The sequence below is a fragment of the Bacillus sp. 22475 genome (assembly GCF_052044835.1).
In the GTDB taxonomy this organism is placed as follows: domain Bacteria; phylum Bacillota; class Bacilli; order Bacillales; family Bacillaceae_G; genus Bacillus_A; species Bacillus_A cereus.
The window spans coordinates 198,377-223,394 of sequence record NZ_JBQENW010000007.1; the positions used below are offsets into that span (position 1 = coordinate 198,377).

Here is a 25,018-nt window from a genome sequence, read left to right on the forward strand (position 1 = left end):
TTAATCATATATCCCATTCTATATGATTATGTCCTCCCTTTTAAACGTATGATCACATATTATTTTTATTTTATAAAAAAAAGTCGCCATATGGCGACTTTTAATAAACGATTTCTAAATCTAATCCAGGGTAATTTTGTTGACGGAATGCTTCATAAATTAAAATTGCTGCTGTATTAGATAAATTTAATGAACGTACTTTATCTGTCATTGGAATACGTAAACAATGATCAAAGTTTTCTTCGATTACATTAGCTGGTAAGCCGTTTGTTTCTCTTCCAAATACAAAATAGTAATCCTTCTCGCGCTTGCTATAGTCAAACGCTGTATGAGCTTTCTCGCCATACTTCGTTAAATAGAAGAATTCACCATCTTTATTTTTTTCATAAAATTCTTCAATTGAATCATAATACGTAATTTTCACGTGCTGCCAATAATCTAATCCGGCACGCTTTAACATTTTATCATCCGTTGAAAATCCAAGCGGTCTAATCAAATGTAATTCTGTTCCAGTTGCTGCACAAGTACGAGCAATATTTCCTGTATTTGCTGGAATTTCTGGCTGATATAAAACAACATGTACTCCCACGCGATATTCACCTCTGTTTTTTGTCTACTACGTATTATACCACTTGAGCGAAAAATCTCTACCCATTAATAATATGAAAGAATTTATATTTCATTCGTGGTGTATATTTACTAGAGTCTTCATAGTTCCAATAACGTCGACGGCTATTCGCTGAATGTGCATTTACAAGCGGCATACCATCTGCATCTTTTGCTACTACAATCGTCGTATGATTCCATCTTCCGTCATCCTCGAAATCATAAGCAATAACATCTCCAAGAATAAGTTCTTCTGGCCTCTCTACCGCCTCTGCTCGAAGTCCTGTTGTAGCACCTGACAAATACCAATAAAAAGAATGTGCAACAGCCCAGCTCCAACTCCACTGATTCTCCCTTTGCCACCATCCTTTACGAATATTAGGATATCCGTTCATAGGTACTTCTCCAGTATGAAGACATTGAGAAATGAAATTCGTACAATTATCAGGGAAATTACGATACATAGGATTTCGGTCACCCCACCAACGCTCTGCATATTTCACTGCCTCTAAACGATTATACTGATAAGAACCGTACTTCTCTTTCGTAATTTCCCTTTCTAATGTCTCACCCATTCTAATTTCTTCTGACACTTCAATATCATAATCGCCTATAATCCGACTATTATTTAAACAAACTCTTCGTTTTAATTGTTCCTCTTCAATATAAAATAATTCTTTATGCTTAATTAAATATTTAAAATGTATTTGATAATCAATTTCTTGATGGTCATTACTATTTAATTGTCTAATGAAAGAAACATCCGCAATTGCTTTCACTATATGTGCACTACGCCTTTGAAACAATTGTTTCTTTCTCTGTGCCATTTGTAGTAAATCCTCAGCAATACCATCCACGTCTGTTCGTTTCTCTGTGATATATGCTAAAAACTGTTGTACTTGCTTTTCAATATTCATTTTTACAGCCATTTCGTTTCCCTCCCATATTACAATATGAAAAAGGGAAATATTATCTACTCTTTTTTCTGTGCTAACAATTCAAGCCCGCGATTCATTTCATGAAGTACTTCTTCATCTTTCTCACGTTCCATCGCTTTCTCAATCGCTTCGCCTACTCCATCTCCCCCAATTTTCCCAAGTGCCCATGCTGCCGTTCCGCGCAATACCGGTCTTGGGTCATCTTTCATAACACCAATTAAATCAGGAATTGCCGATGCTTCTTTAAAATGTGCTAATGCTAAAATCGCATTTCTTTGCAGTGGCTTTTTCCCTCTCCATGACCCTGACATAATCCCATATTTCTCTTTAAAATCACGATTACTAATTGTTAAAAGTGGCGTTAATAATGGTTTAACTAGCTCAGGATCCGGCTCCATCTCAGGATGATTATGAAAATCCATTCCTTTGTTTTTCGGGCAAACAGTCTGACACGTATCACATCCATATATACGATTTCCTATTTTATCGCGATATTCTTCAGGTAGGAATCCTTTCGTCTGTGTTAAAAACGCAATACACTTCTTCGAATCTAACTGTCCCCCCTGTATTAAAGCACCTGTAGGACAAATATCGATACATTTCGTACAGCCCCCGCATTGATCTTCTATCGGCTTATCTGGCGGGAATGGAACATTTGTAATCATTTCCCCTAAGTATACGTACGAACCGAATTCAGGTGTAATAATAGCACAGTTTTTCCCACTCCAGCCAATGCCTGCACGCTCTGATACAGCTCGATCACTTAATTCACCTGTATCAACCATGGACTTCACTTCTATATCTGGAAGTTTTTCAATTAAATATGCTTCTAATTTTTGCAAACGATCTCGTAAAACAAGATGATAATCTTGTCCCCAAGAAGCACGGCAAAAAATTCCACGGCGTTCTCCACGCTTACTTAATGGTGCATTTTTTAATTTTGAAGGATATGCTAAAGCAATCGCAATAATTGATTTAGCACCCGGTAATAAAAGTTGCGGATTCGTTCTCTTCTCTATATCAGGCTCTTCAAATCCAGATTGATAATTTAATTGTTGTTGCTGGATTAAGCGCTGCTTTAATTCTTCAAAAGGAGAAGCACTCGCAAAGCCTATTTTATCTATGCCAATTGTTTTACTATACGCAATTACATCTTGCTTTAATTGTTCAAAATCCACTCTTAATCGCCTCCTCAGATGAATCCATCATCCCTTATGTAACGACTTTATTGGTTAGTAATTCACTTTTAGAATACTATTATTTACTTCTATTTTCGCATGTAATTATATTTTTCAAACATTAAAAAACGCAATGCCTCGTTTATCTCGGAAACGAAACACTGCGTTGATCACAATTTATAGAAAAACATTTAATAAAATTTGGAGCGGGTGAAGAGAATCGAACTCTCGACCAGAGCTTGGAAGGCTCTTGTTTTACCACTAAACTACACCCGCAAATATGAATTACATATAAAATATTAGAATAACTTATGTAAAGTAGTATAGCATGTTAAAAAAATAGAGGCAAGAATTTTATCGAAAAAAGTCGAAAAAGTGATGAGAGATCTCATCACTTTTTCAATTCTTTATCAATGGCCTTCTTCATACTATCGAAATCAGGGTTTGCAAGATTTCCGTTTACATATACTGAAGGAGCACCTTGAACTTTTAATTTTTGAGCACGATCTGAATCTTTACGTACTTTTTCTTTAATTTCTTTACTGTGTAAATCTTTCTTAAATTGCTCTACATCAACTTTTGGAAGTTTCTCTTTCACAATGCTAAGAAGCAAATCTTCTGTAATCCATTCTTCCGTATCTTTCTTTTGATTTTGATAAATCTCATCATAGAAAATCCAGAATGAATCTTTATCTTGTTTATAAATTGCTTCACCAGCTGCTGCACCTAAATCCGAGTCTTTTCCGATAAATGGGAAGTTAATAAAATATAACTGCACTTTGCCTTTATCAATATACTCCTCTTTTAATCGAGGTAATACTGTTACATCCCAAGTACGACAAGCAGGACATTTGAAGTCTCCAAATTCAACTACCTTAACTGGAGCATCATCTTTCCCTAAAGATTGTTGCGTAGAATAAGCAAACATCTCATTCCCTTTATCTTTTTTGTCATTTATGATGCTATACGCAATTGTTCCAATTACAATCAATACTGCGATAGAAAAAACTATACCAAGAGCCATGAGTTTATTTGATTTCATATACATTCCTCTTTAATTTCATATTCTGTATACAGCATTGTACACAATACACATAATATCAACACTTATATACGTCACGCAATGAACACGCTCACATAAATTACAAAAACACAATAATTGTGACGATATTGTGTCACAATTTGTCACAATTTATTCAAAAAAAGAAGCTCCTCTGTAGGAACTTCTCTTAACTTACTGCTTTTTTACGCGCACTATTTAACATCGACTGCTCTATTTTTATATCATGACGAATTACTAATTTCTCACTAACTGCTTGAACATACTCATCATGGCTTATATAGCCTTCTTTCTCCATTAGTCTCAACACAACATTTCGTCTCTCTACTGCTTTATCATAATTTTGGGCAGGTGAGTAATAAGCAGGTGCTTTTACTACAGCAGCCATCATTGCACTTTCAGCCAACGTTAATTGGTTCACCTTTTTACCGAAGTAAAGGTTTGCTGCTTTTTCAATTCCCCATGCTCCTTCACCATAATAAATGTTACTTACATATAATTTTAAAATTTCATCCTTCGTAAATGTGCGTTCAATTTTTTTCGTATAAAAAATCTCTTTCCACTTACGAGAAAATGTACGCTCATTAGTTAAAAAAGCATTTTTAGATAGCTGCTGTGTAATCGTGCTTCCTCCTTGCACGACACCACCAGCCTTTATATTCTCAACAGAGGCCCTAATAATTGCTATATAATCTAAACCGTTATGATGATAAAATCTTTTATCTTCTGTCGCAATAAATGCATGTGTTAATGATTCAGGCACCTCTAACTTAGCCGGTACATGTAATTTACTAATGTCACTTTTCTCAATCATTACATTTCCAATGAATAATAACGTACAACTTAACAATAATAATAATATAATGGCTTTATAAAAAAGTTTAGTCATTGGATTTAATGCAACTTTTTGATGATAGTTCACCCTAGATAATACTCGTTCTTTCATCTTGAACACCTCTTTTCCACACAGCATATAACTCTTACTTTAAGAATACATTGTTGTAAAAAAATATCCCATCGATTTCTCTTACACGTACCTTACATCATTGTAAGGTATAAAGTGAAACTTTAATGAACCCTCATCAATCAGGGTTACTGCCCAGCAAATAGTGGGATAAAAAAGTATTGTATCACAGTCCTTTTTTATCTACTATTCATCTGAAATATTGAATATAGAATATAGATTATATTCAATCACGAATAACCAATAACAGAGTAAGCCTTAAGGCTATTATATTTTCACTTTACACTTTAATTATATCATCTACAAATATATATACTTTTGACTATCTAGTAATCTTAATGTATATAACATATACATTATACGGAACAAACGTTCTACAAATCAATACTAACACTATTATTATTTTGACCTTTTTCTTAAACAGTATACAAAAAAGAGTAGTGATTTGAATGTATCTCAAATCAGCTACTCTTTTCTTTACAATCTTCCTATTAAATTATATGGCTGTACTTCCCACGTTTCATACGGAATACAATGTGTTGCTCTCATTGCATCAAGCGTTCTGGATTTCATATGAGGACGCGTTATATACTCATCTATGTTCTCTTCATTTAAATCAACAAATTTAGCCTCTTGTATTTCTTCAGGTTGAATTTTGATTTCGCCACTCACATATGCTACTTTAAAAACAACAGCTAGAATGTGCATAGAGGCATTATAATAAACCCCGGTAATTCCGATAGACTTCACCGTTAACCCTGTTTCCTCTTTTATTTCCCTACAGACAGCTTGATCGAGTGCTTCTCCTTCTTCTACCTGTCCTCCTGGCATTTCCCACGTATCAGCTCGCCAGTGTACCTTTGTTAATAACACTTCATTTTTCTCATTTGTTAAATAACCTGCTACGGCAACTATATGCTTTGGTGTCTTATGTTCCATACTAAGCCTCCTAGAAATAATGGTTATTTCATATATCCCTATAAGCATATTCCTTATCTACACCAAAATACCTTTAATAATTCATCACCTTAATTAACTTCATAAAAAAAAGCCCCTATTCGTTAAACGAAAAGGGGCTTTCATCGTATTACTCTCCTAAGTCTACGTTGTGGTAAACTTGTTGTACATCTTCTAAATCTTCTAATGCATCAACCATTTTCTCAAATTGTACTTGAGCATCTTCAGGAAGTGTAACATCACTTTGTGCAAGCATTGTTAATTCTGCAACTGTAAATTCTTCAACACCAGCACCTTTAAGTGCAGATTGTACTGAATGGAATTGATCTGGTTCAGCATACACGATAACAGCATCTTCTTCTTCTAGAATGTCACGTGCATCTACATCTGCTTCCATTAAAATTTCAAGAACTTCATCTGATGTTTTACCTTCAAGGCCGATAACAGCTGTCGCATCAAACATGTAAGCTACAGAACCGTTTACACCCATGTTACCACTGTTTTTGCTAAATGCAGCTCGTACATCTGCTGCAGTACGGTTTACGTTATTTGTAAGTGTATCTACAATAACCATAGCTCCATTTGGTCCAAATCCTTCATAACGAAGCTCGTCATAATTTTCCTCTGAACCGCCTTTTGCTTTTTCAACTGCACGATCAATAATTGTTCTTGGTACATTGTATGTTTTCGCACGTTCTAATACGACTCTAAGCGCTTGGTTTGATTCTGGATCTGGCTCGCCTTGTTTTGCCGCCACATAAATTTCACGTCCAAATTTCGCGTATATACGGCTTGTATTTGCATCTTTTGATGCTTTTTTGTCTTTAATATTGTTCCATTTACGGCCCATACTTTCCACTCTCTTTCTCGTTTTAAATCTACATAAAAATATTAATATGAAATATAATGTGTGTTCAACACATTTTTAAAAGAAATATAAAAAGTTCATTTTTGATTCATATTACAAACATAATATAAATCACTATCATTTTGTTCTTTCGACAAGTTATATTATACATGAATTCCTAAGTTTATTACGAATTTTAGCATCACATAATATAATTTAACAAAAAAGACTCTAACATTTCTGTTAGAGTCTTTTTATATTGCCGATACCGATTTCCATAATATTCCCATAATTACTTTCTATTGCTGTATAATTAAAATAGGAAAAATTTTGAAGTAAGAATGGGGGAGAATTATTATGACACATTCAAAAGAGAAAAAATCACATGCTTTTAAAGGAATAGGAGAGAAGTTAAACCCAACTATCTATCAAGTAAGATTCATGAAATTAGATGAACCAATCCAATTTGAGGCGTTTCCTGAATTGAAGGAATTAGGGGACTGGTTAAGTACTTCAACGCAAATGTGGGCGTGCCACTCAACTATTTATAAGTACAACAGAGAAGAGTTTAAAAAGAAGTTTTTAGAAATTACAAACTTAACCGTTGATAATGTATTAATATCTACTGGTGGTGTCGGATTTAACTTCATGTCACCGGGGTGGAGAAATTCTCTCTAGAGTGCTCGAAGGGAATATTGTAGAATAACGCAATTAAAAGGATAAAATTGAATGTTTATTTTTATCCTTTTAATGTTTCGCAGTTTACTCACCGTACACTTTTTGTGCTTATTTTGTCATGTAATGAAAAGAAAACACAAAAAAACTCTATACTAATTGTATAGAGTTTTTTTACGACGTTCATGATACCGATGGTCGGGGTCGAACCGACACTCCCGAAGGAACACGATTTTGAGTCGTGCGCGTCTGCCAATTCCGCCACATCGGCATAAAAGAAAAGGCGGCAACCGGATTTGAACCGGTGATAAAGGTTTTGCAGACCTCTGCCTTACCACTTGGCTATGCCGCCATATTAAATTTTATTGGAGCGGAAGACGGGATTCGAACCCGCGACCCCAACCTTGGCAAGGTTGTATTCTACCACTGAACTACTTCCGCAAAAATGGCTGGGCTAGCTGGATTCGAACCAGCGCATGACGGAGTCAAAGTCCGTTGCCTTACCGCTTGGCTATAGCCCATCGAATTCTTACTTAATTATATGTAAGTATCAATTAAATTATTTGTAATTTTTAAAATAAAAATGGGGCGACTGATGGGAATCGAACCCACGAATGCCGGAGCCACAATCCGGTGCGTTAACCACTTCGCCACAACCGCCATGTTGTGTAAATATATTTGGCAGGGGCAGTAGGAATCGAACCCACACTGGAGGTTTTGGAGACCTCAGTTCTACCTTTAAACTATGCCCCTATGTAAATGGTGGAGGGGGGCAGATTCGAACTGCCGAACCCGAAGGAGCGGATTTACAGTCCGCCGCGTTTAGCCACTTCGCTACCCCTCCGAAACTTACATGGTGCCGGCTAGAGGACTTGAACCCCCAACCTACTGATTACAAGTCAGTTGCTCTACCAATTGAGCTAAGCCGGCGTATTTTATTAAAATAAATGGTGGCTCGGGACGGAATCGAACCGCCGACACGAGGATTTTCAGTCCTCTGCTCTACCGACTGAGCTACCGAGCCTTATTAAAATGGCGGTCCCGACCGGGGTCGAACCGGCGATCTCCTGCGTGACAGGCAGGCATGTTAACCACTACACCACGGGACCATTTGGTTGCGGGGACAGGATTTGAACCTGCGACCTTCGGGTTATGAGCCCGACGAGCTACCGTACTGCTCCACCCCGCGATAATACTATTCATATAAAATTCATATGGTGGAGGATGACGGGATCGAACCGCCGACCCCCTGCTTGTAAGGCAGGTGCTCTCCCAGCTGAGCTAATCCTCCGAAGTGGTGACCCGTACGGGATTCGAACCCGTGTTACCGCCGTGAAAGGGCGGTGTCTTAACCACTTGACCAACGGGCCAATATGTATGGCAGAGAAGAAGGGATTCGAACCCTCGCACCGCGTTAGCGATCTACTCCCTTAGCAGGGGAGCCCCTTGAGCCACTTGGGTACTTCTCTGTATGGCTCCGCAGGTAGGACTCGAACCTACGACCGATCGGTTAACAGCCGATAGCTCTACCACTGAGCTACTGCGGAATAATGAAGACAATTTGTATCTTATAAAAATTCTTTCTGTAAGTCAAGAAGTTTTTAACAACATCTTGTTCAAACGTGACATGTTTATAATATACTGGATTGCGTTTTTACTGTCAAGATGTTTTCGATATCGGTTTAAGTTTCCCTTTACACTTTCCGCAGACATATTTTTTTGTATTTATTTGACGCCTTCTTACATATTGAAGTAAACACTCCATACATTCATACTTATAAATCTTTTTTTCTTTCTCTTCATTAATCATTCGTTTACAAAAACGAGGTGCATTAACTTTCTTTAACAACTCACGGAAATCTCTGTCCCTGTGCTTATACCCTCTTCCTGTAATATGCAAGTGATAATGACACAGTTCATGTTTGATGATTCCGATTAACTCCTCCTTACCATACATTTCGTAATATCGACAATTCAGTTCAATATTGTGACTCTTCAACAGATAACGCCCACCAGTTGTACGCAGCCTACTATTAAACGTTGCTTTATGTAAAAACGGCATTCCGAAGTATTGTAGCGATACTTCTTCCACTAGCCGTTGAATTTCTTCCTCGTCCACTCTCATTCCTCCTAAACAAAAAAATATTTTTACACTTTTCACGCTTCTTATACATATATTAAATAGTACATATACCCATCCTCATTCAAGACGCGTGGTTTCTAAAAACACAACATGAATAGAAATCCACTCACCAACCTCTCATCAATAGCACTTTAGATTTTTGAGAGTAGGATTAAACAAGGAGGGATTCCTATGCCTACGTGGCTAAAAAAACAGATGCAACGTGCATATTTCGAAAAAAACCGGTATCAAATTAAATTGCTAAATGAATGCTGGTTTTATTATAGCAAAATACATCAAAACTCATAATCCATTACACTTTTTATTCTATAAAAAAAAGAGCAGTTTCATCTGCTCTCTTCTCTTACTATTCAATCGGCAACATAGATAGTGCAACGCGTCCTTTTTTTGTATCAATATCATCTACCCATACTTTTACAATTTGTCCTACTGATACAACATCTAACGGATGCTTTACAAACTGTTTACTAAGCTTAGAAATATGCACTAAACCATCTTGCTTTACGCCTACATCAACAAAAGCACCAAAATCAACAACGTTACGCACTGTTCCTTCTAGTTCCATACCACGTTTTAAATCTTCTAATTTCAAAATCCCTTTTTTCAGAAGTGGTTTAGGCAACTCATCCCTCATATCTCGTTCTGGACTAATGAGTGCATCTATAATATCAACTAACGTCGGCTCCCCAACTCCCGTTTCTTGAGACAACTTAGAAATCTCTACTTCTTCCAATCTCTTTTGTAATTGCGGTTGTCCTACGTCATCTATCGATAACCCTAAACTCTTCAATAACAATTCAACATTTTTATATTGTTCGGGATGAATACCTGTCCGATCTAATGGATTTGCTCCTTCTAATATACGCAAGAAACCTATACATTGTTCGTACGTCTTTGCACCTAAACGCGGGATTTTCTTTAATTCCGTGCGCTTTGTGAATTTCCCATCCTCTTCTCTCTTTGCCACAATATTTTTCGCAACAGTTTTCGATAAACCTGAAACATATTGTAACAATGCAACCGAAGCCGTATTTACATTAACCCCAACTTGGTTAACAGCTGTCTCTACTACAAATGTTAATGACTCATTCAATCTCTTTTGAGATACATCATGTTGGTATTGTCCAACCCCAACTGATTTAGGATCAATTTTCACAAGTTCAGCCAGTGGATCTTGCAGACGTCTTCCAATAGAAACGGCACTTCTCTCTTCAACTTGTAAATTTGGGAATTCTTCACGAGCTAAATCAGAAGCTGAATATACACTAGCACCCGCTTCATTTACAATAATATAAAAGACTTCCTGTTTCACACTTTGTAATACATCTACTATAAATTCCTCTGTTTCTCTAGATGCTGTCCCATTACCAATTGCAATCATTTCAACTTGATATTTATCTATAATAGAAAGAACTTTCGTTTTTGCGTCATCATATTTACGAACAGGCGGATGCGGATAAATAACATCAATATGTAGTACTTTCCCCGTATCATCTACTACAGATAATTTACAACCAGTTCTATATGCCGGGTCTACCGCTAGCACGACTTTCCCTTTCATCGGAGGTTGTAATAATAAGTTACGTAAGTTCTCAGAGAAAATATGTATCGCTTGTTCTTCAGCTGTTTCTGTTAATTCTTTACGAATTTCTCTTTCGATTGAAGATTGAATTAATCGTTTATAACCATCTTCAATCGCTAATTGTACATAATACGCACTTTTAGAATCGTTATCACGAATTACTTTCTTATATAAGAAATTTAATATCTCATCTACTGGTGGGACAACAGAAACTCTCAATATATCTTCTTTCTCACCGCGATTCATTGCTAATACACGATGTGGTACTACTTTTTGCAATGGTTCTTCATAACTGTAATACATTTCATATATATTCTTTTCATCTTTTTCTTCACCTTTTACAGACGAAGACATAATACCTTTTCTAAAAGTAATATTTCGAATCCAACTACGATACGTAGCTTCATCAGAAATCATTTCTGCAATAATGTCTTGTGCACCTTGTAAAGCTTCTTCTGCAGATTGCACTTCTTTCTCTGCATTAATAAATTCCACTGCCTTTTTAGCCGGATCTTCTTTCTTATATAACAACAACCATTCAGCTAACGGTTCTAACCCTTTTTCTTTTGCAATCGTTGCTTTCGTTCTTCTTTTCTCTTTATATGGACGATACAAATCTTCTACTTCCTGCAACTTTGTAGCTTTAACAATTTGCTGTCTCAGCTCTCCTGTCAGTTTTCCCTTCTCATCAATAAGACGAATAACTTCTTCCTTCCTATCTTCAAGTTGCATCATATATTGCCATCTCTCTAAAATCGCACGAATTTGCACCTCATCTAAAGAGCCTGTCCATTCTTTTCGGTAACGAGCAATAAATGGAACTGTGTTACCTTCTTCTGTTAATTGAATAACATGACGAACTTGCTTTTCGCTAAAGCCTAATTCTTTCACTAACATTTTCATTAACGCTTGTCGATTATCTACCATTTCCATATACAACCGTAACCTCCTCTATAATAAAAAAAGTTGCCCTTCAAAGAGAGCAACTTAAACTGCCGATTTAAAAATCTATTAGTCCTAAACTAATTTGTAACGCTTCATCTACACGACTCATCATCACTTCATCTAAATGAGTGATTTTGTCCGTTAAGCGTTGCTTATCGATTGTTCGAATCTGCTCAAGTAAAATAACAGAATCTCTCTCAAAACCATACTTTTTCGCATCAATTTCCACATGAGTGGGTAATTTCGCTTTTTGAATCTGTGCAGTAATAGCCGCTACAATCACCGTTGGACTAAAACGATTTCCGATGTCATTTTGAATGACAAGAACCGGACGAACGCCTCCTTGCTCAGAACCAACAACTGGGGAAAGGTCTGCAAAATACACGTCGCCGCGTTTTACAATCAAAATATTACCCCCCGCTAACTAAGCGTTCTACTGTATGAGCTGCTTCATACTCCGCTAAGAAAGCTTCAGATGCAATACCAAGATTAATTTTTCCCATTTCAATATACCCACGTCGCATTGATTCATGTTGGTAGCGTTTCTTCGTCTTATGTTGACGCAATAACAATTGTGTTGCCTGGCAAATTAGTTCATGGCGATTCTTATTCTCTTGTTTTCCAATTCCGTCCAATTCCGTTACCATTTGCTTTGGCAACCGAACCACGATTTCAGTAGTTACACTTGATTCGGACACAAAAATACACCTCCACCGTCAACTACACACCCAAATATATATATGACACCTATTGTAATAATACCATTGTATGGAGCCTGTTGCAAAGACTTCCTTATTCCTTGCTTATGTTTTCCAATTCATAAACAAAACATTCATCTTCTTAAATTTTTTATCTCATAACTAACTAAAAACAATAGAACTCCTCTTCAAAACTTACGTGTAACTTATATAAAAAATGATTATAAGTAAAAAGCTTCTCATCAAAAAGAGCCTATTATCCAGCAATGAACAGTCACTCCCATGACAAGAAGCAATCATACTACCTTCTATATATTGTTCAAGTAATTAATTATCTCTACAACCTTACCATTCCGTATAAATATTCTTGGCACACGGAAACTGATCGTTGCAATAATTTCATAATTAATAGTCCCTGAATATTCCGCAACCTCTGTAGCGCTAATATACTCATCTCCCTGCCTTCCAATAAGCGTAACTTTCGTACCAAGCGGCACTTCACAAGGAAGATGAATCATGAACTGATCCATTGTTACTCGCCCTACAATTGGTACCCTTTTACCATTTATAAGCACTTCAAATCCTTGTAATCTTCTAAGCCACCCATCTGCATAGCCAATCGCTACAGTTGCAATCCATTCTTCAGTTTTCGTTCGGTAAGTGACGTTATAACTAATTCCATCACCTTTAATCACCTGTTTAATATGAGCTACTTTCGTATGCAGTGATAGCGCCGGTTCTAATTCAAATGGTAAAAAAGGACGTATTTCTACAGAAGGAGATAATCCATACATTGCAATCCCAATTCGCACTGCATTAAATGTAATCCCTTGAAAACGTAACGTGGCAGCACTATTAGCTGTATGGACAAACTTAGGATCCACTCCGAATTCTTTCAACCAACTTAACTGCTCTAAGAACGTATTATATTGCTTATCAAAATACGAAGTCTCAACCTCATCTGCCGTTGCAAAATGCGTGTATACTCCTTCTAACTCTAAAAACGGTGCACCTTCTAAACTCTTTAAAAATGCTTTCAGTTCTTTTCTTTCACGTATTCCAATTCTCCCCATACCACTATCAAAGTTAATATGGAATTTCATTACAGATGAACCATCCCAAAGTTTAATTGCTTCGTCCACCCATTCTTTTTGAAAAACAGTTAGCGCTACATCATTTTCAGCAGCTACATTTACATCACGCGGCGGCGAGGGACCTAACACTAAAATCGGCACAGTAATACCAGCCCTCCGAAGCACTAAAGCTTCATCTAAAAAAGCAACTGCTAACCTTGTTGCACCCGCTTCTAATGCCGTTTTAGCCACCGGTACATAATCGTGCCCATATGCATTTGCTTTAACTACAGCAAAAATCTCTACATCACTTGGGATGAACTCTTTAATATGCGTAACATTGTTATAAATGGCATCTAAATCCACTTCCACCCAAGTGTCACGGTAAAATGGTGCTTCTTCCATAAATACACTTCCTTATACACGATATGCGAAGCTTATTCTTTTATATGCTTCTTTTATGAAATCCACCTTCAAACTAAGAAAAGACGTGGTGCACATATATCACCACGTCTAAGAAGTTTACTTCACCTGCTTCGCTGTAACTGAACGAGCAACCATTAGTAGCTCCTTCGGCTCTAAACCTTTAGACACGAGCATATATTCTACTCCGTTATGCGACCACGTTACAGAGTCTTTCGTCAATGCACCAATCGTAAACCCAAGATCAACGGGTTCTCCACTTACACTTACCGCTGATGAAGCCTCTGCAACTTTTGCCTTTTCTTGTATTAAAGTAAAGGATTTCTTATTTCCAGTGTATGTGAGTATCGCACGCTTGCCACTGTCTGTCTTCAACTCTTTTTCATCTTGCAGAGTCATACCTTGTGGTGTATCAAGTGGATACAAAATAGCAAACGGTTTGTCTTCTTTCGCTGTTGTTTGAACATCTACCTGCGCTCTAGACATATTTTGTTTCGTATCAAATGCACCTTTATCAAATTTCGCATCGAATTTCACCTTAGAGAAATCTACTTTTACAAGAACATTTTGATCATTATCCATTAACTTCACTGAAACTGGAGCCAAATCGCTCTTCTTCAGCGTAATCTCTTGTTTCGGCAACATATTTTGATGTTGATAGTTTGTTTTTGTTTTAAAAATATAATACTTATCTGTTTTCTCGAAAGTAAGATTTTTCTTATCCTGTAAAATATCTCTTACAAGTGATTCATATAAATAAGCCTGGCTGCTATTTTGCGGCCAATCACTTTGAAAACGGAAGCTCTTATTAAGTGCTGGCGTTAATACAAATACACCTTCTTCATTTCTTAAAATGATTTGGCTCTGATCTTTTTTTGCATTCTTTAAATTCACACGATAAAAAGACGGCTCCTTATGCCAAATCTCTACATTATACTCCTGAGGCTCATTTCCTGTTTTAATAGATAATTTCGCTTCAGCTTGATAACTTTTCATCCCTTTTACTTTCGCTTCTAAATCTCTCACGACATCATCTTGTTTCTTTTCCACACAACCCGCCAACACAAAAACGGTCAACAAACCGACAAGAACTAAAAACAGACGCCTTTTCATCACTTCAGCCCCTTTGCCCCTATAAATGAATGGAAGATGTACCTTCCTTATCGCTACCTCAAATATATGAGACAAAGATATAAAATATGCAGACTAGCGTGACGAGCTTTCTAAAACAACTTGAGCAACAGCAAATGCCTTACTATGACTAATTGATAAATGAACAATATACTCTGTACTTGTAATCAGAATCGGCTTACCTCTTTCATCATTTTTCACTTCAATATCTAAAAAGCTCACTTCTTTCCCGATACCAGTACCTACAGCTTTTGAATACGCCTCTTTCGCTGCAAACCTTCCAGCTACAAACTCTGTAAGACGACTTCCTTTCAGCTCCATAGCAACATTACGTTCATTTTCTGTTAAAATACGTTCCATAAATTTAAGCTTTCCATCTAGCATTTTTTCAATACGATTTAATTCAATAATATCGATTCCAATCCCTATAATCATTTCAAAATCCCCTTCTTCTATTTAACTTTCTTCTTTCATATTGATAAGAATAACAGAGAATCTTTCTGATGCAAAAGGGGTGATAGTAACCGTATGCTAATAAGATCTAATCAGATTTCTTTACAACCGACTATTCTCACCTTACTTTTTATTCACTTAGTCATGATGATATTAGGCGACTTTTTCCTCTTCCCACTGGCAGCCTCTAATGAATATATCGCTAAAGGAGAATGGTGGCGTATCATAACTTCCCTTCTGGTACACGTAGACTTACAACATTTTCTTTCTAATAGTATTTTTTTGTTTGCACTTGGTTCTTCTATCGAAAAGCAACTCGGACACTTTTCTTTTTTTATTCTATTTTTTCTTTCTGGAATTTCTGGAAATATTTCTTCTTATATTATTATGCCTCCTGAATATATTCACGCAGGTGCATCAGGTGGTATTTTCGGACTATTAGGCGCACAATTATTTTTATTGTACAATCGATACCGCTCTTCAAAACCAAAAGAAATTGCCATTTTCTCAATTATGATACTTCTATTACTGCTATTTACTTTCTTTAATCCTTCCGCCAATCCGATCAGTCATTTAACAGGTTTAATAACCGGCGGCATTTTAACTCCTTTTTTAACAAAAAAAAACGATGGTGCAAAGCTTATTTAATATAAAAGCTTGCACCATCGATAATTTCTACATCTACCTGTTCGCTTAAATCCCTCATTAATTGAAATAAAGACTCATCCTTCATCTTCGCCTCAATCATACAATCAATTTGCGGAACACTTCCCTTTATCCTTCTTAAAAAAGATAAAAATGCGTCTACATTAATATAATCAGCATGAGCTCTTGGATCTTTCCCCTCTCTAGGGCTAGAGATATGCATTTTAACTGGCAACAAAGATGTTTCCCACGTATGAACAACACGTGCCCAATCTTCATACCAATCTTCTTGCTCATTATTCATCATATGGTGATGCAAATCAAACACGACGGGAATATCTAGTTTTTCTCCTAAATATAATGTTTCCTCTAACGTAAAAGTTGTATCATCATTTTCTAATATAATCATTTCTTGAATACCCCTTGGGACATTAGACCAATTCTCTATAAAACGCTCTAATGCAAGTTCTTTATCTTTATACCCTCCTCCAACATGTAGTACACATCGTTGCTTATGTTCAATCCCCATGCCTTTTAATAATTTTTTGTGCATCTGCAATGTCTTTACAGATTGTTTAAAAACACTCTCCTCAGGTGAATTTAGTACAACAAAATGATCTGGATGGAAATCAATTCGCATATTCATATGAATTGCATATTCACCTAATTCTTTCAATTTTTCTTTTAAAGGACGAATATAGTTCCACTCTAGCAATTCCTCATGATTCGCTAAAGGAATGAGCTTAGAACTAAGCCGAAAGAAAGATATGTCATGTCCCTTATTATGCTTTAATAAACGTAAACAATTTTCCAAATTGGAATTAGCAATTCTTTCAAGTTTACGAATTGCAGCATCACGATCATCTATTTTCTGAAACTGTGCGTACGTCATCGTTTGAGATGGGGATGCATTCTTCAAATGCACACTCATCGCAACGTAACCAAGCCTTACAAGCATATAACAGCCCCTTTTCTATCATAACTACTATGTAGTATGCACAATTACAGAAATAAAAAAAGAGAATGCCAACAAAGGGCATTCTCTTTTTTATTAAGCTTGTGGACGGCTATGATGTTTTCTTTCGCCGCGTCCATTTGAAGATCCTGGGCGACCTTGACCTTCACCTCTACGACCACGACTACCACCATCACGATTACGATCACGGTTTCCATCACGATTGCGATCACGGTTTCCGTCACGATTACGTCCATCACGGTTACGACCATCGCCACCGCCACGTCCGTCACGACTACGATTACGGTTACCATCACGGTATCCGCCTCCGTTACCGCCACGTTTTTTAGAACCGCCACCTCTTGAAACAACTGGTGGTTCTGATGTTAAAGCGATCGGAGTTGTATCCGGCTCTTTAGTCATCATTTTTAAAGCAGCAGCTACTACTGTTACAGAGTCATTCTCTTCTAACATTTCTTCTGCAATACGCTTGTAGTATGATAAGTTCTCATTTTGGATTGTGCTTTGAAGTTTTTCAGCGATTAAACGTTGTTGACCTTCTAATGCCTCATCAAGTGTCGGTGCTTCCATACGATCAACTTTACGTTTTGTTGTACGCTCGATATTTTTTAATTGTCCTGATTCACGTGGTGTTACAAATAACATTGCAATACCTTTTTTACCTGCACGGCCAGTACGACCGATACGGTGAACGTATGATTCTGGATCTTGCGGGATATCGAAGTTGTATACGTGTGTTACGCCTGAAATATCAAGACCACGTGCAGCAACGTCTGTTGCAACAAGAACTTCAATAGCACCTTCTTTAAATTTACGTAATACAGACATACGTTTCGCCTGTGTTAAGTCACCATGAATACCTTCTGCTGCATAACCACGTAAGTTTAATGCTTCTGATAATTCATCAACACGACGCTTTGTACGACCGAATACGATCGCAAGCTCTGGAGATTGAATATCTAGTAAGCGTGTTAACACGTCAAACTTTTTCTTTTCTTGCACTTCTAAATAGAACTGCTGAATGTTTGGCATTGTTACTTCTTTTGCTTTTACTTTAATGTGTTGAGGCTCAGTCATGAAACGCTCAGCAATACGACGGATTGGATCTGGCATTGTCGCTGAGAATAATAATGTTTGATGTGTTTCTGGCACATCTGTTAAAATCGCTTCAATATCTTCAATGAAGCCCATGTTTAACATTTCATCCGCTTCATCAAGAACAACAGTCTCTACGTTTTGTAAGCGAAGTGTTTTACGGTTAATATGATCTAAAATACGACCCGGCGTACCAACAATAATGTGTGGGTGTTTTTTTAGAGCACGAATTTGGCGGTTAATATCTTGACCACCATAAATTGGTAGAATACGAACACGTTTATGTTTACCAATTTTGTATAGCTCTTCTCCAACTTGAATTGCTAATTCACGCGTTGGCGCGATAACAATACCTTGAACTGCTTCTTTATTTGTATCCACTTTATCTAATAGTGGTAATCCGAATGCTGCTGTTTTCCCTGTACCTGTTTGCGCTTGCCCAATAATATCCTTACCTTGCAATGCATGTGGAATTGTTTCAGCTTGAATCGGCGTAGCCTCTTCAAAGCCCATACTTTCAACCGATTGCAGTAAAGACTCACTTAATCCTAATTCTCGAAATGTTGTCAATGTTACTTCTCCTTTTCTATCCTATACTTATCATTTAAAAAAAGGCGTTTTCCGAATTTGTGGAAAAGCCCTTTTCCTGAATGCTCACGTATATAACCGGGCGTATATTCTTCACGAAAATACTTCTAAACGTTATTACACTTTATCAATTATAAGTTTTGTATGTGTAAAAAGCAAACCCAACTGTTACCTTATTTTATATTCAGGTCCTTTTTCTTTACTTTTATTTTTTTATCATTTACTGTAAGCGCTTATTATAAGTTTCTTCTATTTTCGTGACTATCATCCCTATTTATATACACCAATTATTTCAACATCGTAATTACTTCTTCTAATTTCATACCGCGAGATGCTTTTATTAATACAACATCTTTCGCATCGACTACTGCTTGTAAATCTCTTACTAACTCTTCTTTATTATCATACGCCTTTACACGTTCATTAGGGAAATTAATTTTCGCTCCTTCAGCAATTTGAGCTCCTAATCTACCGTATGTGAATACATGTGAGATTTTTGCTGGATCGATTAATTTACCTACCTCATAATGGAACTGCACTTCTTGATTTCCAAGTTCTAACATATCACCGAGCACAACGATTTTTTTAGTAAATCCATCTAAACCATTCATTAAATGGAATGCTGCCTCCATAGCCGTCGGACTTGCATTATAAGCATCGTTGATAATTGTTAATCCACTATCCGTTTTTACAATCTCCATACGCATGCCCGTCATTTGAAGTGTTACTAAACCTTGTTTCATTTCTTCCCACGTCACACCAAAATGTGTCGCAATTGCCATTGAAGCAAGTGTATTGTACACATTATGTTTTCCTAACACCGGTAGGTAGAATGAAATATTTTCATCTCTATTCATTTTAAAATGTGTCCCAGTTGCCTGTAATGTTACAGTCGTTGGATAGTAATCGTTGGCTCTTGCATCACCAAACGTAACTGTTTCCGCTGCTAAATTCATTTCAGGAACACGATTTGTTAATAAAGGCTCATCTCCATTATATACGAACACGCCACCTTCTTGTAACCCTGTAACAATTTCTAATTTCGCTTCAGCAATTGCCTCACGAGATCCTAAATCCATTAAATGTGCCTCACCAATATTCGTAATGATAGCTGCATTAGGACGAGCTAACTTAGATAAAAATTCAATCTCTCCTCGGCTTGACATACCCATTTCTAATACAGCTACTTCTGTATTTTCTTCTAAGTTTAAAATAGTGAGAGGTAACCCAATATGGTTATTGAAATTCCCTTCTGTTTTTTGAACTTTAAACTTAGTCGCGAGAATACTTGTCACAATATCTTTCGTGGATGTTTTACCGTTACTACCTGTCACACCAACAACTTTAACATCCAATTGATCGCGATAGTTTTTCGCTAACATTTGCAGTGCAGATAGCGTATCTTCTACAAAAATAACCGGAAGATTCTCGGGTGGATTTGCTACATCTTTCATCCATAATGTAGCTACAGCTCCATTTTCAACTGCTTTATCTACAAAAGCATGTCCATCGAAACGCTCCCCTTGAATCGGAACATATAAGTTTCCTTTTTCAATTTTTCTCGTATCAATAGACACGCCTTGAATAATAGTTCCCTCATATTGCTCTGCTAATCCAGTACCATTTACCATCTGTTCTACTTGCTTTAACATTCGCTTTATCATATAGAAACGCTCCTTACATAGAGGAAGCACTATTCCTACGAATAGTGCTTCCTCCTTTTTTTGTTAGATTGTATATTTAATTTTTTGTTTTTCTTCGTGACGTTCAATCGCTAAACGAATTAGCTCTTCGATTAACTCTGGATACGGTAACCCAGTATGTTGCCATAATAGAGGGAACATACTAAACGGTGTAAATCCTGGCATAGTGTTTACTTCGTTAATATACACTTCTCCGTCTTTCGTTAAGAAGAAATCAGCTCGTGTTAAGCCTGCACCATCTAATGATTGGAACGCAATAATTGCATCACGCTTAATCACATCAGATTCTTCTTCTGTCATTTCAGCTGGAATAATTAACGCCGTATCACCATCGATATATTTCGACTTATAATCATAGAAGTCCTTTTTCGGAACGATTTCACCTACAACTGAACATTTCGGCTCATCATTACCTAGTACCCCAACTTCTACTTCACGACCTACAATATTTTCTTCTACAATAATTTTGCGATCAAATTGGAATGCCTCTACAAATGCATTCTCAAGTTCTTCACGATTTTTACACTTATTAATACCAACACTTGAACCAAGGTTTGCTGGTTTTACGAAACAAGGATATCCTAACTTATCTTCTACTTTAGAATAAGCTTCCTGACGATCTTTTTCCCATGCACTGCGAATGAAAGACGCATATTTTGCTTGTTTTAAACCAGCCTCTGCAAAGATGTTTTTCATAACAACTTTATCCATACCAGCAGATGATGCTAGAACACCATTTCCTACATAAGGAATATTCATCAATTCTAATAATCCTTGAACCGTTCCATCTTCACCGTTTGGTCCATGTAGTAATGGGAAAATAACGTCAATAGCGTTTTCCTCAGAAGCTGCAGATGGAATAATCTCTGTACTTAATGATAACGGAGAAATCGCATTTTCTGCACCACTCATTTTTAAAGCTTCAACATCTGTTACTTCACCTTCAATACGCTCACCACGTACCCATTGACCTTGTTCTGTAATATAAATTGGATGAATCTCGAATTTATCTTGATTTAACGCTTTAATAGCAGCAAGAGCCGTCTGTAACGAAACTTGATGCTCAGCTGATTTTCCACCATATAATAAACCTAATTTAATTTTTGTCACTGAAATCACCCTAACCAATTGTTTTCATTTTTCTATTTTAGCACTTTTTATAAAAATAGGTAGTTCCTATTTGAAATAAAATGTAACTTCCACAAATAATTAAATGACACCACTTATTGGTTTTCTACACTTTTTCTATTCCACTACTATACAAAGGTGAATTTTAAAATGAAATGGTAATCCTATCTAGTTATGTACCTAAAATATGTAGAAATCCCCTTTTTTGTGTATGTCACCTATTTACTAAGAAGATTGTTTGGTTAGTGTATCTTTTTGCCTTTGCTCAACAAGGCGATCTAAAGAAATATATACAATACCTGCAACTACACATCCTACAGCTAAAATTGTAAATAGAAAGTGGCCAAGTAATCGATCTAATAAAAAGCCTCCCAAAAGTGGACCAAATGCGCTTCCTGTAATCCACTGCAAACTTGCAGCGCCCATATAAGTCCCTCTCAAATGCTCAGGGGCCAAGTTTGCTACAAATGTCATCTGTACAGGCGACATAATCATCTCACCTAACGTATATATAGCATAAACGAACAGTAGTGTTATTAAAATAACTGTAGCATTTGTATTAAACTCTCCAAACCACTTCGGTAACCACCCTATAAAAAATAATCCAATCCCGAACAAACATGCACCATATAACATCGTCTTCCCGACTGGTTTATCCGTAGCCCATTTTGAAATTTGAAATTGGAATAAAACAACTAATAGTCCGTTTAACGCCATTAAATATGGATATGGATTATTCGTTCCAAAAATACGCTTCATTTCGTTATCAAAATGTAGTGGCAACATGCCTTCTGTTTGAGAAAAACCCATCGAAATGATAATACCTGCTAATAAGTAAATCATTAATGCCTTATCTCGCATTACAATTTTCCAAACTGCCCCAGATTCCTTTTCTTTATGTTCTTCCTTATCTGTCCTCTTTGGCATCGTCTCTTGAATAAGAAGTAATACAAGTAACGCATAAAATAGCATTGTAGAAGAGGCAATAATAAACACAAGATTCTTTGACAACACAACTACTGATGCTCCCATTATCGGACCAATCGCAGCACCTATATTGTGTCCCATTCGTAATAAACCATATGCCTCTGTTCTTTTTTCTGGTGCCGTTACATCTGCGACCATAGCTGATGCAGCTGGATGAAATAAAGAATTACTCAATCCTAAAAAAATAGATAAAATTGCATATGGAATAAATCCTTCTATAAATAGAAAACCGAGCATTAATAATGCATTACTTGCCATAGAAAATATCATAATCGGCTTTCTTCCATATATGTCAGCAATTCTCCCTCCTATAAGTGACCCAAAGCTTGCAGCAATTGGAGAAAGCGCCATAATAACCCCAACTTCCAACAACGAATCTACCTTATCTTTTAAATATAATGCAAAAAAAGGCATTAACATCATCATTGCAATTCCATTTAACGTCTCTCCAATAAATCGAATCCATACGTTACGGTCCATCTCCCTTAACTCACGCCACGTATTTTTCATCATTTCACCCCTTTAGTTAACCAACAATTATCTTATAATAAGTTCAGAAGAATGTAAATTTTCAAATAAAAAAATCCATTCTAACAGAATTAGAATGGATTTTTCCGCTTATAAATTCGCAACATCTTCTTCTTTTTTACTATTATTTAAAGCACTATGTTTTCGGCTATATAAGAAGTAAACCGCTATACCAATAACCATCCATATCCCAAAACTAATCCATGCTGTCCCCGATAATTGAAGCATTAAGTATAAACAGAAAATCACCGTTAATGCTGGTAAAAATGGTACAAGCGGAGCCTTAAATGCCCTTGGTAAGTCTGGATGGGTTCTTCTCATTACAATTACCGCAACAGCTACGAGTGCAAATGCTGACAATGTCCCCATGTTTACAAGATGTGCTAAAACATTTAAATCTATTAATCCTGAAATCAGTGCCGCAATAATTCCCGTTGTCCATGTATTTAAAAATGGCGTTTTAAATTTCGGATGAACTTTAGCAAGACGCTTCGGTAATAAACCATCTCGGCTCATCGCATAAGAAACACGAACTTGCCCATACATCATAACTAGCATTACTGTTGTAATCCCTGTAATTGCTCCTACTGAAATTACCCCCGCTAAGCCATCTTGTCCAATAAATTGCAGTGCAAAAGCAACTGGATCTGATATATTTAGCTGGCCGTATGGAACAATTCCTGTCAAAATAAGCGAAACAACGATATAAAGAACTGTACAAATTAATAACGATGCAATAATACCAATTGGTAAATCACGTTGCGGACGTTTCACTTCTTCTGCCGCTGTTGAAACTGCATCAAATCCTATAAATGCGAAGAATACTGTGGCCGCTCCAGCCATTACACCATCTAAACCAAATGGCATAAAAGGCGTCCAGTTTTCAGGTTTCACATAATTAAAACCAGCAAAAATAAAAATAAGAACAACTGCTATTTTAATAAATACCATAATGTTATTTACTCGTGCACTTTCACGAACACCTCTAGATAAAAGAACTGTCATCACTAAAATAATTAGAACTGCAGGTAGATCAATTATTCCACCCTTTCCTGTACCAGGAGCCGAGGAGAGAATAGTCGGAATGTGGATTCCAAACCCCTTTAATAAAGATTGAAAATATGCAGACCAACCGTTTGCTACAGCAGATGTAGCAAGTAAATATTCAAGCATTAAGTCCCAGCCAATTAAAAATGCGAATACTTCCCCCATCGTCGCGTATGTATACGTATACACACTGCCCGATACAGGAACTGAAGAAGCAAATTCAGCATAACAAAATGCAGCAAAGGCACAAGCTAGCGCGGCAATCGCAAATGATAATATAATAGCTGGCCCAGAATGTTTCGCTGCCACAACACCCGTTAGAACAAAAATACCAGTTCCAACAATTGCTCCGATTCCAAGCATAGTTAAATCTAGCGCGCCCAATGTTCTCGCTAACGTTTTTTGCTTACTTTCTTGCATTAACTTTGCAATTGGCTTCTTTTGAAAAATTTGCTTCATCTTTCACTCCTCCAAGTTTTAAATTTTCTGAAAATTTTTAATTCGCTTTTTTATTTTACTCATTACGCTTTTCCTAGTCAATACTTTTGTCGAAACAAGTAGAAATTCTTCTGAATATGCACTATCCTTATCATTCTTTCTATATATCTTTCGACAACTCTTTTTGGTATTATTATACATGTCGATTCC

At 36.6% G+C, this 25,018-nt stretch carries 23 protein-coding genes and 16 tRNA genes; 3 read left to right on the top strand and 36 right to left on the bottom strand.

The features are described from left to right. Positions 1-100: 100 nt before the first annotated feature. The 8 genes from trmL to ACTJJY_RS14100 form a co-directional block, all read right to left on the bottom strand. Entirely contained in the window at positions 101-589 is a 489-nt protein-coding gene (trmL, locus tag ACTJJY_RS14065) for a tRNA (uridine(34)/cytosine(34)/5-carboxymethylaminomethyluridine(34)-2'-O)-methyltransferase TrmL (RefSeq protein WP_000538147.1), read from the bottom strand. A 58-nt stretch (positions 590-647) separates the two neighbouring features. Next, the gene (locus ACTJJY_RS14070) at positions 648-1,535 is read right to left on the bottom strand and encodes an amidase domain-containing protein (RefSeq protein ID WP_440605766.1); all 888 of its coding nucleotides are present in this window, start codon (positions 1,533-1,535) and stop codon (positions 648-650) included. 44 nt (positions 1,536-1,579) lie between these two features. Next, the gene (gene queG, locus ACTJJY_RS14075) at positions 1,580-2,722 is read right to left on the bottom strand and encodes a tRNA epoxyqueuosine(34) reductase QueG (protein WP_000345209.1); all 1,143 of its coding nucleotides are present in this window, start codon (positions 2,720-2,722) and stop codon (positions 1,580-1,582) included. 202 nt (positions 2,723-2,924) lie between these two features. After that, positions 2,925-2,998 (bottom strand) — tRNA-Gly (locus tag ACTJJY_RS14080). 115 nt (positions 2,999-3,113) lie between these two features. After that, on the bottom strand, positions 3,114-3,764 hold the full coding sequence (locus tag ACTJJY_RS14085; RefSeq protein ID WP_053565313.1) for a DsbA family protein: 651 nt from the start codon (positions 3,762-3,764) through the stop codon (positions 3,114-3,116). A 187-nt stretch (positions 3,765-3,951) separates the two neighbouring features. Then, positions 3,952-4,728 carry a transglycosylase domain-containing protein gene (locus ACTJJY_RS14090; RefSeq protein ID WP_000664715.1) on the bottom strand — a complete coding sequence of 259 codons (777 nt, stop codon included), beginning with the start codon at positions 4,726-4,728 and terminating at the stop codon, positions 3,952-3,954. Positions 4,729-5,223: 495 nt separating this feature from the next. Further along, positions 5,224-5,685 (bottom strand): NUDIX hydrolase, encoded by a 462-nt coding sequence (locus tag ACTJJY_RS14095; protein WP_440605767.1) that lies wholly within the window; start codon positions 5,683-5,685, stop codon positions 5,224-5,226. Positions 5,686-5,833: 148 nt separating this feature from the next. Next, positions 5,834-6,553 carry a YebC/PmpR family DNA-binding transcriptional regulator gene (locus ACTJJY_RS14100; protein WP_000532949.1) on the bottom strand — a complete coding sequence of 240 codons (720 nt, stop codon included), beginning with the start codon at positions 6,551-6,553 and terminating at the stop codon, positions 5,834-5,836. Positions 6,554-6,907: 354 nt separating this feature from the next. Here ACTJJY_RS14100 and ACTJJY_RS14105 point away from each other — a divergent pair, with 354 nt between their 5' ends. Then, positions 6,908-7,228: a DUF3884 family protein gene (locus ACTJJY_RS14105; protein ID WP_106823268.1), complete on the top strand. Its 321-nt coding sequence runs from the start codon at positions 6,908-6,910 to the stop codon at positions 7,226-7,228. A 186-nt stretch (positions 7,229-7,414) separates the two neighbouring features. On the opposite strand, the gene ACTJJY_RS14110 is transcribed toward ACTJJY_RS14105, so the two are convergent. From ACTJJY_RS14110 to ACTJJY_RS14185, 16 genes are all read right to left on the bottom strand, one after another. Continuing rightward, a tRNA-Leu gene (locus ACTJJY_RS14110) sits at positions 7,415-7,496 on the bottom strand. 10 nt (positions 7,497-7,506) lie between these two features. Next, positions 7,507-7,577: transfer RNA gene (locus ACTJJY_RS14115), tRNA-Cys, on the bottom strand. Between the two features lie 14 nt (positions 7,578-7,591). Beyond that, a tRNA-Gly gene (locus ACTJJY_RS14120) sits at positions 7,592-7,666 on the bottom strand. 5 nt (positions 7,667-7,671) lie between these two features. After that, positions 7,672-7,746 (bottom strand) — tRNA-Gln (locus ACTJJY_RS14125). 63 nt (positions 7,747-7,809) lie between these two features. Continuing rightward, positions 7,810-7,885 (bottom strand) — tRNA-His (locus ACTJJY_RS14130). Positions 7,886-7,904: 19 nt separating this feature from the next. After that, a tRNA-Trp gene (locus tag ACTJJY_RS14135) sits at positions 7,905-7,978 on the bottom strand. 7 nt (positions 7,979-7,985) lie between these two features. Further along, positions 7,986-8,069 (bottom strand) — tRNA-Tyr (locus ACTJJY_RS14140). 10 nt (positions 8,070-8,079) lie between these two features. After that, positions 8,080-8,155 (bottom strand) — tRNA-Thr (locus ACTJJY_RS14145). Between the two features lie 18 nt (positions 8,156-8,173). Continuing rightward, positions 8,174-8,249: transfer RNA gene (locus tag ACTJJY_RS14150), tRNA-Phe, on the bottom strand. 9 nt (positions 8,250-8,258) lie between these two features. Continuing rightward, positions 8,259-8,334 (bottom strand) — tRNA-Asp (locus ACTJJY_RS14155). 3 nt (positions 8,335-8,337) lie between these two features. Beyond that, positions 8,338-8,414: transfer RNA gene (locus tag ACTJJY_RS14160), tRNA-Met, on the bottom strand. Positions 8,415-8,440: 26 nt separating this feature from the next. Then, positions 8,441-8,516 (bottom strand) — tRNA-Val (locus ACTJJY_RS14165). A 4-nt stretch (positions 8,517-8,520) separates the two neighbouring features. After that, positions 8,521-8,595 (bottom strand) — tRNA-Glu (locus ACTJJY_RS14170). 8 nt (positions 8,596-8,603) lie between these two features. After that, positions 8,604-8,694, bottom strand: a tRNA-Ser gene (locus tag ACTJJY_RS14175). 3 nt (positions 8,695-8,697) lie between these two features. Next, a tRNA-Asn gene (locus tag ACTJJY_RS14180) sits at positions 8,698-8,772 on the bottom strand. Between the two features lie 113 nt (positions 8,773-8,885). Next, a complete protein-coding gene (locus ACTJJY_RS14185) occupies positions 8,886-9,344 on the bottom strand; it encodes a SprT family protein (RefSeq protein ID WP_440605768.1) in 459 nt (152 codons plus the stop codon). Between the two features lie 195 nt (positions 9,345-9,539). Here ACTJJY_RS14185 and cmpA point away from each other — a divergent pair, with 195 nt between their 5' ends. Next, the gene (cmpA, locus tag ACTJJY_RS14190; RefSeq protein WP_001143640.1) at positions 9,540-9,656 is read left to right on the top strand and encodes a cortex morphogenetic protein CmpA; all 117 of its coding nucleotides are present in this window, start codon (positions 9,540-9,542) and stop codon (positions 9,654-9,656) included. A 58-nt stretch (positions 9,657-9,714) separates the two neighbouring features. Here the strand turns inward: cmpA and ACTJJY_RS14195 are convergent, their stop codons facing one another. From ACTJJY_RS14195 to acpS, 6 genes are all read right to left on the bottom strand, one after another. After that, positions 9,715-11,883, bottom strand: a complete 2,169-nt coding sequence (locus ACTJJY_RS14195; protein ID WP_440605769.1) for a Tex family protein — start codon at positions 11,881-11,883, stop codon at positions 9,715-9,717. A 67-nt stretch (positions 11,884-11,950) separates the two neighbouring features. Beyond that, complete coding sequence (gene ndoA, locus ACTJJY_RS14200) at positions 11,951-12,301, bottom strand: type II toxin-antitoxin system endoribonuclease NdoA (protein WP_000635965.1); 351 nt, start codon at positions 12,299-12,301, stop codon at positions 11,951-11,953. Between the two features lie 4 nt (positions 12,302-12,305). After that, the gene (locus ACTJJY_RS14205; RefSeq protein ID WP_000004570.1) at positions 12,306-12,593 is read right to left on the bottom strand and encodes an antitoxin EndoAI; all 288 of its coding nucleotides are present in this window, start codon (positions 12,591-12,593) and stop codon (positions 12,306-12,308) included. 308 nt (positions 12,594-12,901) lie between these two features. Further along, a complete protein-coding gene (gene alr / locus ACTJJY_RS14210) occupies positions 12,902-14,071 on the bottom strand; it encodes an alanine racemase (protein ID WP_000390593.1) in 1,170 nt (389 codons plus the stop codon). A gap of 117 nt (positions 14,072-14,188) precedes the next feature. Beyond that, complete coding sequence (locus ACTJJY_RS14215; protein ID WP_440605810.1) at positions 14,189-15,139, bottom strand: LolA family protein; 951 nt, start codon at positions 15,137-15,139, stop codon at positions 14,189-14,191. 156 nt (positions 15,140-15,295) lie between these two features. Beyond that, entirely contained in the window at positions 15,296-15,655 is a 360-nt protein-coding gene (acpS, locus tag ACTJJY_RS14220) for a holo-ACP synthase (RefSeq protein ID WP_440605770.1), read from the bottom strand. A 93-nt stretch (positions 15,656-15,748) separates the two neighbouring features. On the opposite strand from acpS, the gene ACTJJY_RS14225 reads away from it, so the two are divergent. Then, positions 15,749-16,321: a rhomboid family intramembrane serine protease gene (locus tag ACTJJY_RS14225; protein ID WP_440605771.1), complete on the top strand. Its 573-nt coding sequence runs from the start codon at positions 15,749-15,751 to the stop codon at positions 16,319-16,321. Here the strand turns inward: ACTJJY_RS14225 and uvsE are convergent. The 6 genes from uvsE to ACTJJY_RS14255 all read right to left on the bottom strand — a co-directional run bounded on the left by uvsE (position 16,314) and on the right by ACTJJY_RS14255 (position 24,829). Beyond that, positions 16,314-17,276: a UV DNA damage repair endonuclease UvsE gene (gene uvsE, locus ACTJJY_RS14230; protein ID WP_000961146.1), complete on the bottom strand. Its 963-nt coding sequence runs from the start codon at positions 17,274-17,276 to the stop codon at positions 16,314-16,316. The genes ACTJJY_RS14225 and uvsE overlap by 8 nt on opposite strands. 93 nt (positions 17,277-17,369) lie before the next feature. Then, a complete protein-coding gene (locus tag ACTJJY_RS14235; protein ID WP_000206602.1) occupies positions 17,370-18,959 on the bottom strand; it encodes a DEAD/DEAH box helicase in 1,590 nt (529 codons plus the stop codon). Positions 18,960-19,264: 305 nt separating this feature from the next. After that, positions 19,265-20,641 carry a UDP-N-acetylmuramoyl-tripeptide--D-alanyl-D-alanine ligase gene (murF, locus tag ACTJJY_RS14240; protein ID WP_000595969.1) on the bottom strand — a complete coding sequence of 459 codons (1,377 nt, stop codon included), beginning with the start codon at positions 20,639-20,641 and terminating at the stop codon, positions 19,265-19,267. A 63-nt stretch (positions 20,642-20,704) separates the two neighbouring features. After that, a complete protein-coding gene (locus ACTJJY_RS14245) occupies positions 20,705-21,790 on the bottom strand; it encodes a D-alanine--D-alanine ligase (RefSeq protein ID WP_071731892.1) in 1,086 nt (361 codons plus the stop codon). Between the two features lie 243 nt (positions 21,791-22,033). Then, on the bottom strand, positions 22,034-23,305 hold the full coding sequence (locus ACTJJY_RS14250; protein ID WP_043315020.1) for an MDR family MFS transporter: 1,272 nt from the start codon (positions 23,303-23,305) through the stop codon (positions 22,034-22,036). Between the two features lie 108 nt (positions 23,306-23,413). After that, positions 23,414-24,829, bottom strand: coding sequence for an amino acid permease (locus tag ACTJJY_RS14255; protein ID WP_000809361.1), 1,416 nt, complete (start codon positions 24,827-24,829; stop codon positions 23,414-23,416). Positions 24,830-25,018 lie beyond the last annotated feature (189 nt).

What these genes read in the sequence shown, in the direction of transcription:
- ACTJJY_RS14070 (WP_440605766.1), bottom strand. Translation starts at nt 1,535, where the DNA reads ATGGCTGTAAAAATGAATATTGAAAAGCAAGTACAACAGTTTTTAGCA.
- ACTJJY_RS14085 (WP_053565313.1), bottom strand. Translation starts at nt 3,764, where the DNA reads ATGAAATCAAATAAACTCATGGCTCTTGGTATAGTTTTTTCTATCGCA.
- ACTJJY_RS14090 (WP_000664715.1), bottom strand. Translation starts at nt 4,728, where the DNA reads ATGAAAGAACGAGTATTATCTAGGGTGAACTATCATCAAAAAGTTGCA.
- ACTJJY_RS14095 (WP_440605767.1), bottom strand. Translation starts at nt 5,685, where the DNA reads ATGGAACATAAGACACCAAAGCATATAGTTGCCGTAGCAGGTTATTTA.
- ACTJJY_RS14100 (WP_000532949.1), bottom strand. Translation starts at nt 6,553, where the DNA reads ATGGGCCGTAAATGGAACAATATTAAAGACAAAAAAGCATCAAAAGAT.
- ACTJJY_RS14105 (WP_106823268.1), top strand. Translation starts at nt 6,908, where the DNA reads ATGACACATTCAAAAGAGAAAAAATCACATGCTTTTAAAGGAATAGGA.
- cmpA (WP_001143640.1), top strand. Translation starts at nt 9,540, where the DNA reads ATGCCTACGTGGCTAAAAAAACAGATGCAACGTGCATATTTCGAAAAA.
- ACTJJY_RS14195 (WP_440605769.1), bottom strand. Translation starts at nt 11,883, where the DNA reads ATGGAAATGGTAGATAATCGACAAGCGTTAATGAAAATGTTAGTGAAA.
- alr (WP_000390593.1), bottom strand. Translation starts at nt 14,071, where the DNA reads ATGGAAGAAGCACCATTTTACCGTGACACTTGGGTGGAAGTGGATTTA.
- acpS (WP_440605770.1), bottom strand. Translation starts at nt 15,655, where the DNA reads ATGATTATAGGGATTGGAATCGATATTATTGAATTAAATCGTATTGAA.
- ACTJJY_RS14225 (WP_440605771.1), top strand. Translation starts at nt 15,749, where the DNA reads ATGCTAATAAGATCTAATCAGATTTCTTTACAACCGACTATTCTCACC.
- uvsE (WP_000961146.1), bottom strand. Translation starts at nt 17,276, where the DNA reads ATGCTTGTAAGGCTTGGTTACGTTGCGATGAGTGTGCATTTGAAGAAT.
- murF (WP_000595969.1), bottom strand. Translation starts at nt 20,641, where the DNA reads ATGATAAAGCGAATGTTAAAGCAAGTAGAACAGATGGTAAATGGTACT.
- ACTJJY_RS14250 (WP_043315020.1), bottom strand. Translation starts at nt 23,305, where the DNA reads ATGAAAAATACGTGGCGTGAGTTAAGGGAGATGGACCGTAACGTATGG.
- ACTJJY_RS14255 (WP_000809361.1), bottom strand. Translation starts at nt 24,829, where the DNA reads ATGAAGCAAATTTTTCAAAAGAAGCCAATTGCAAAGTTAATGCAAGAA.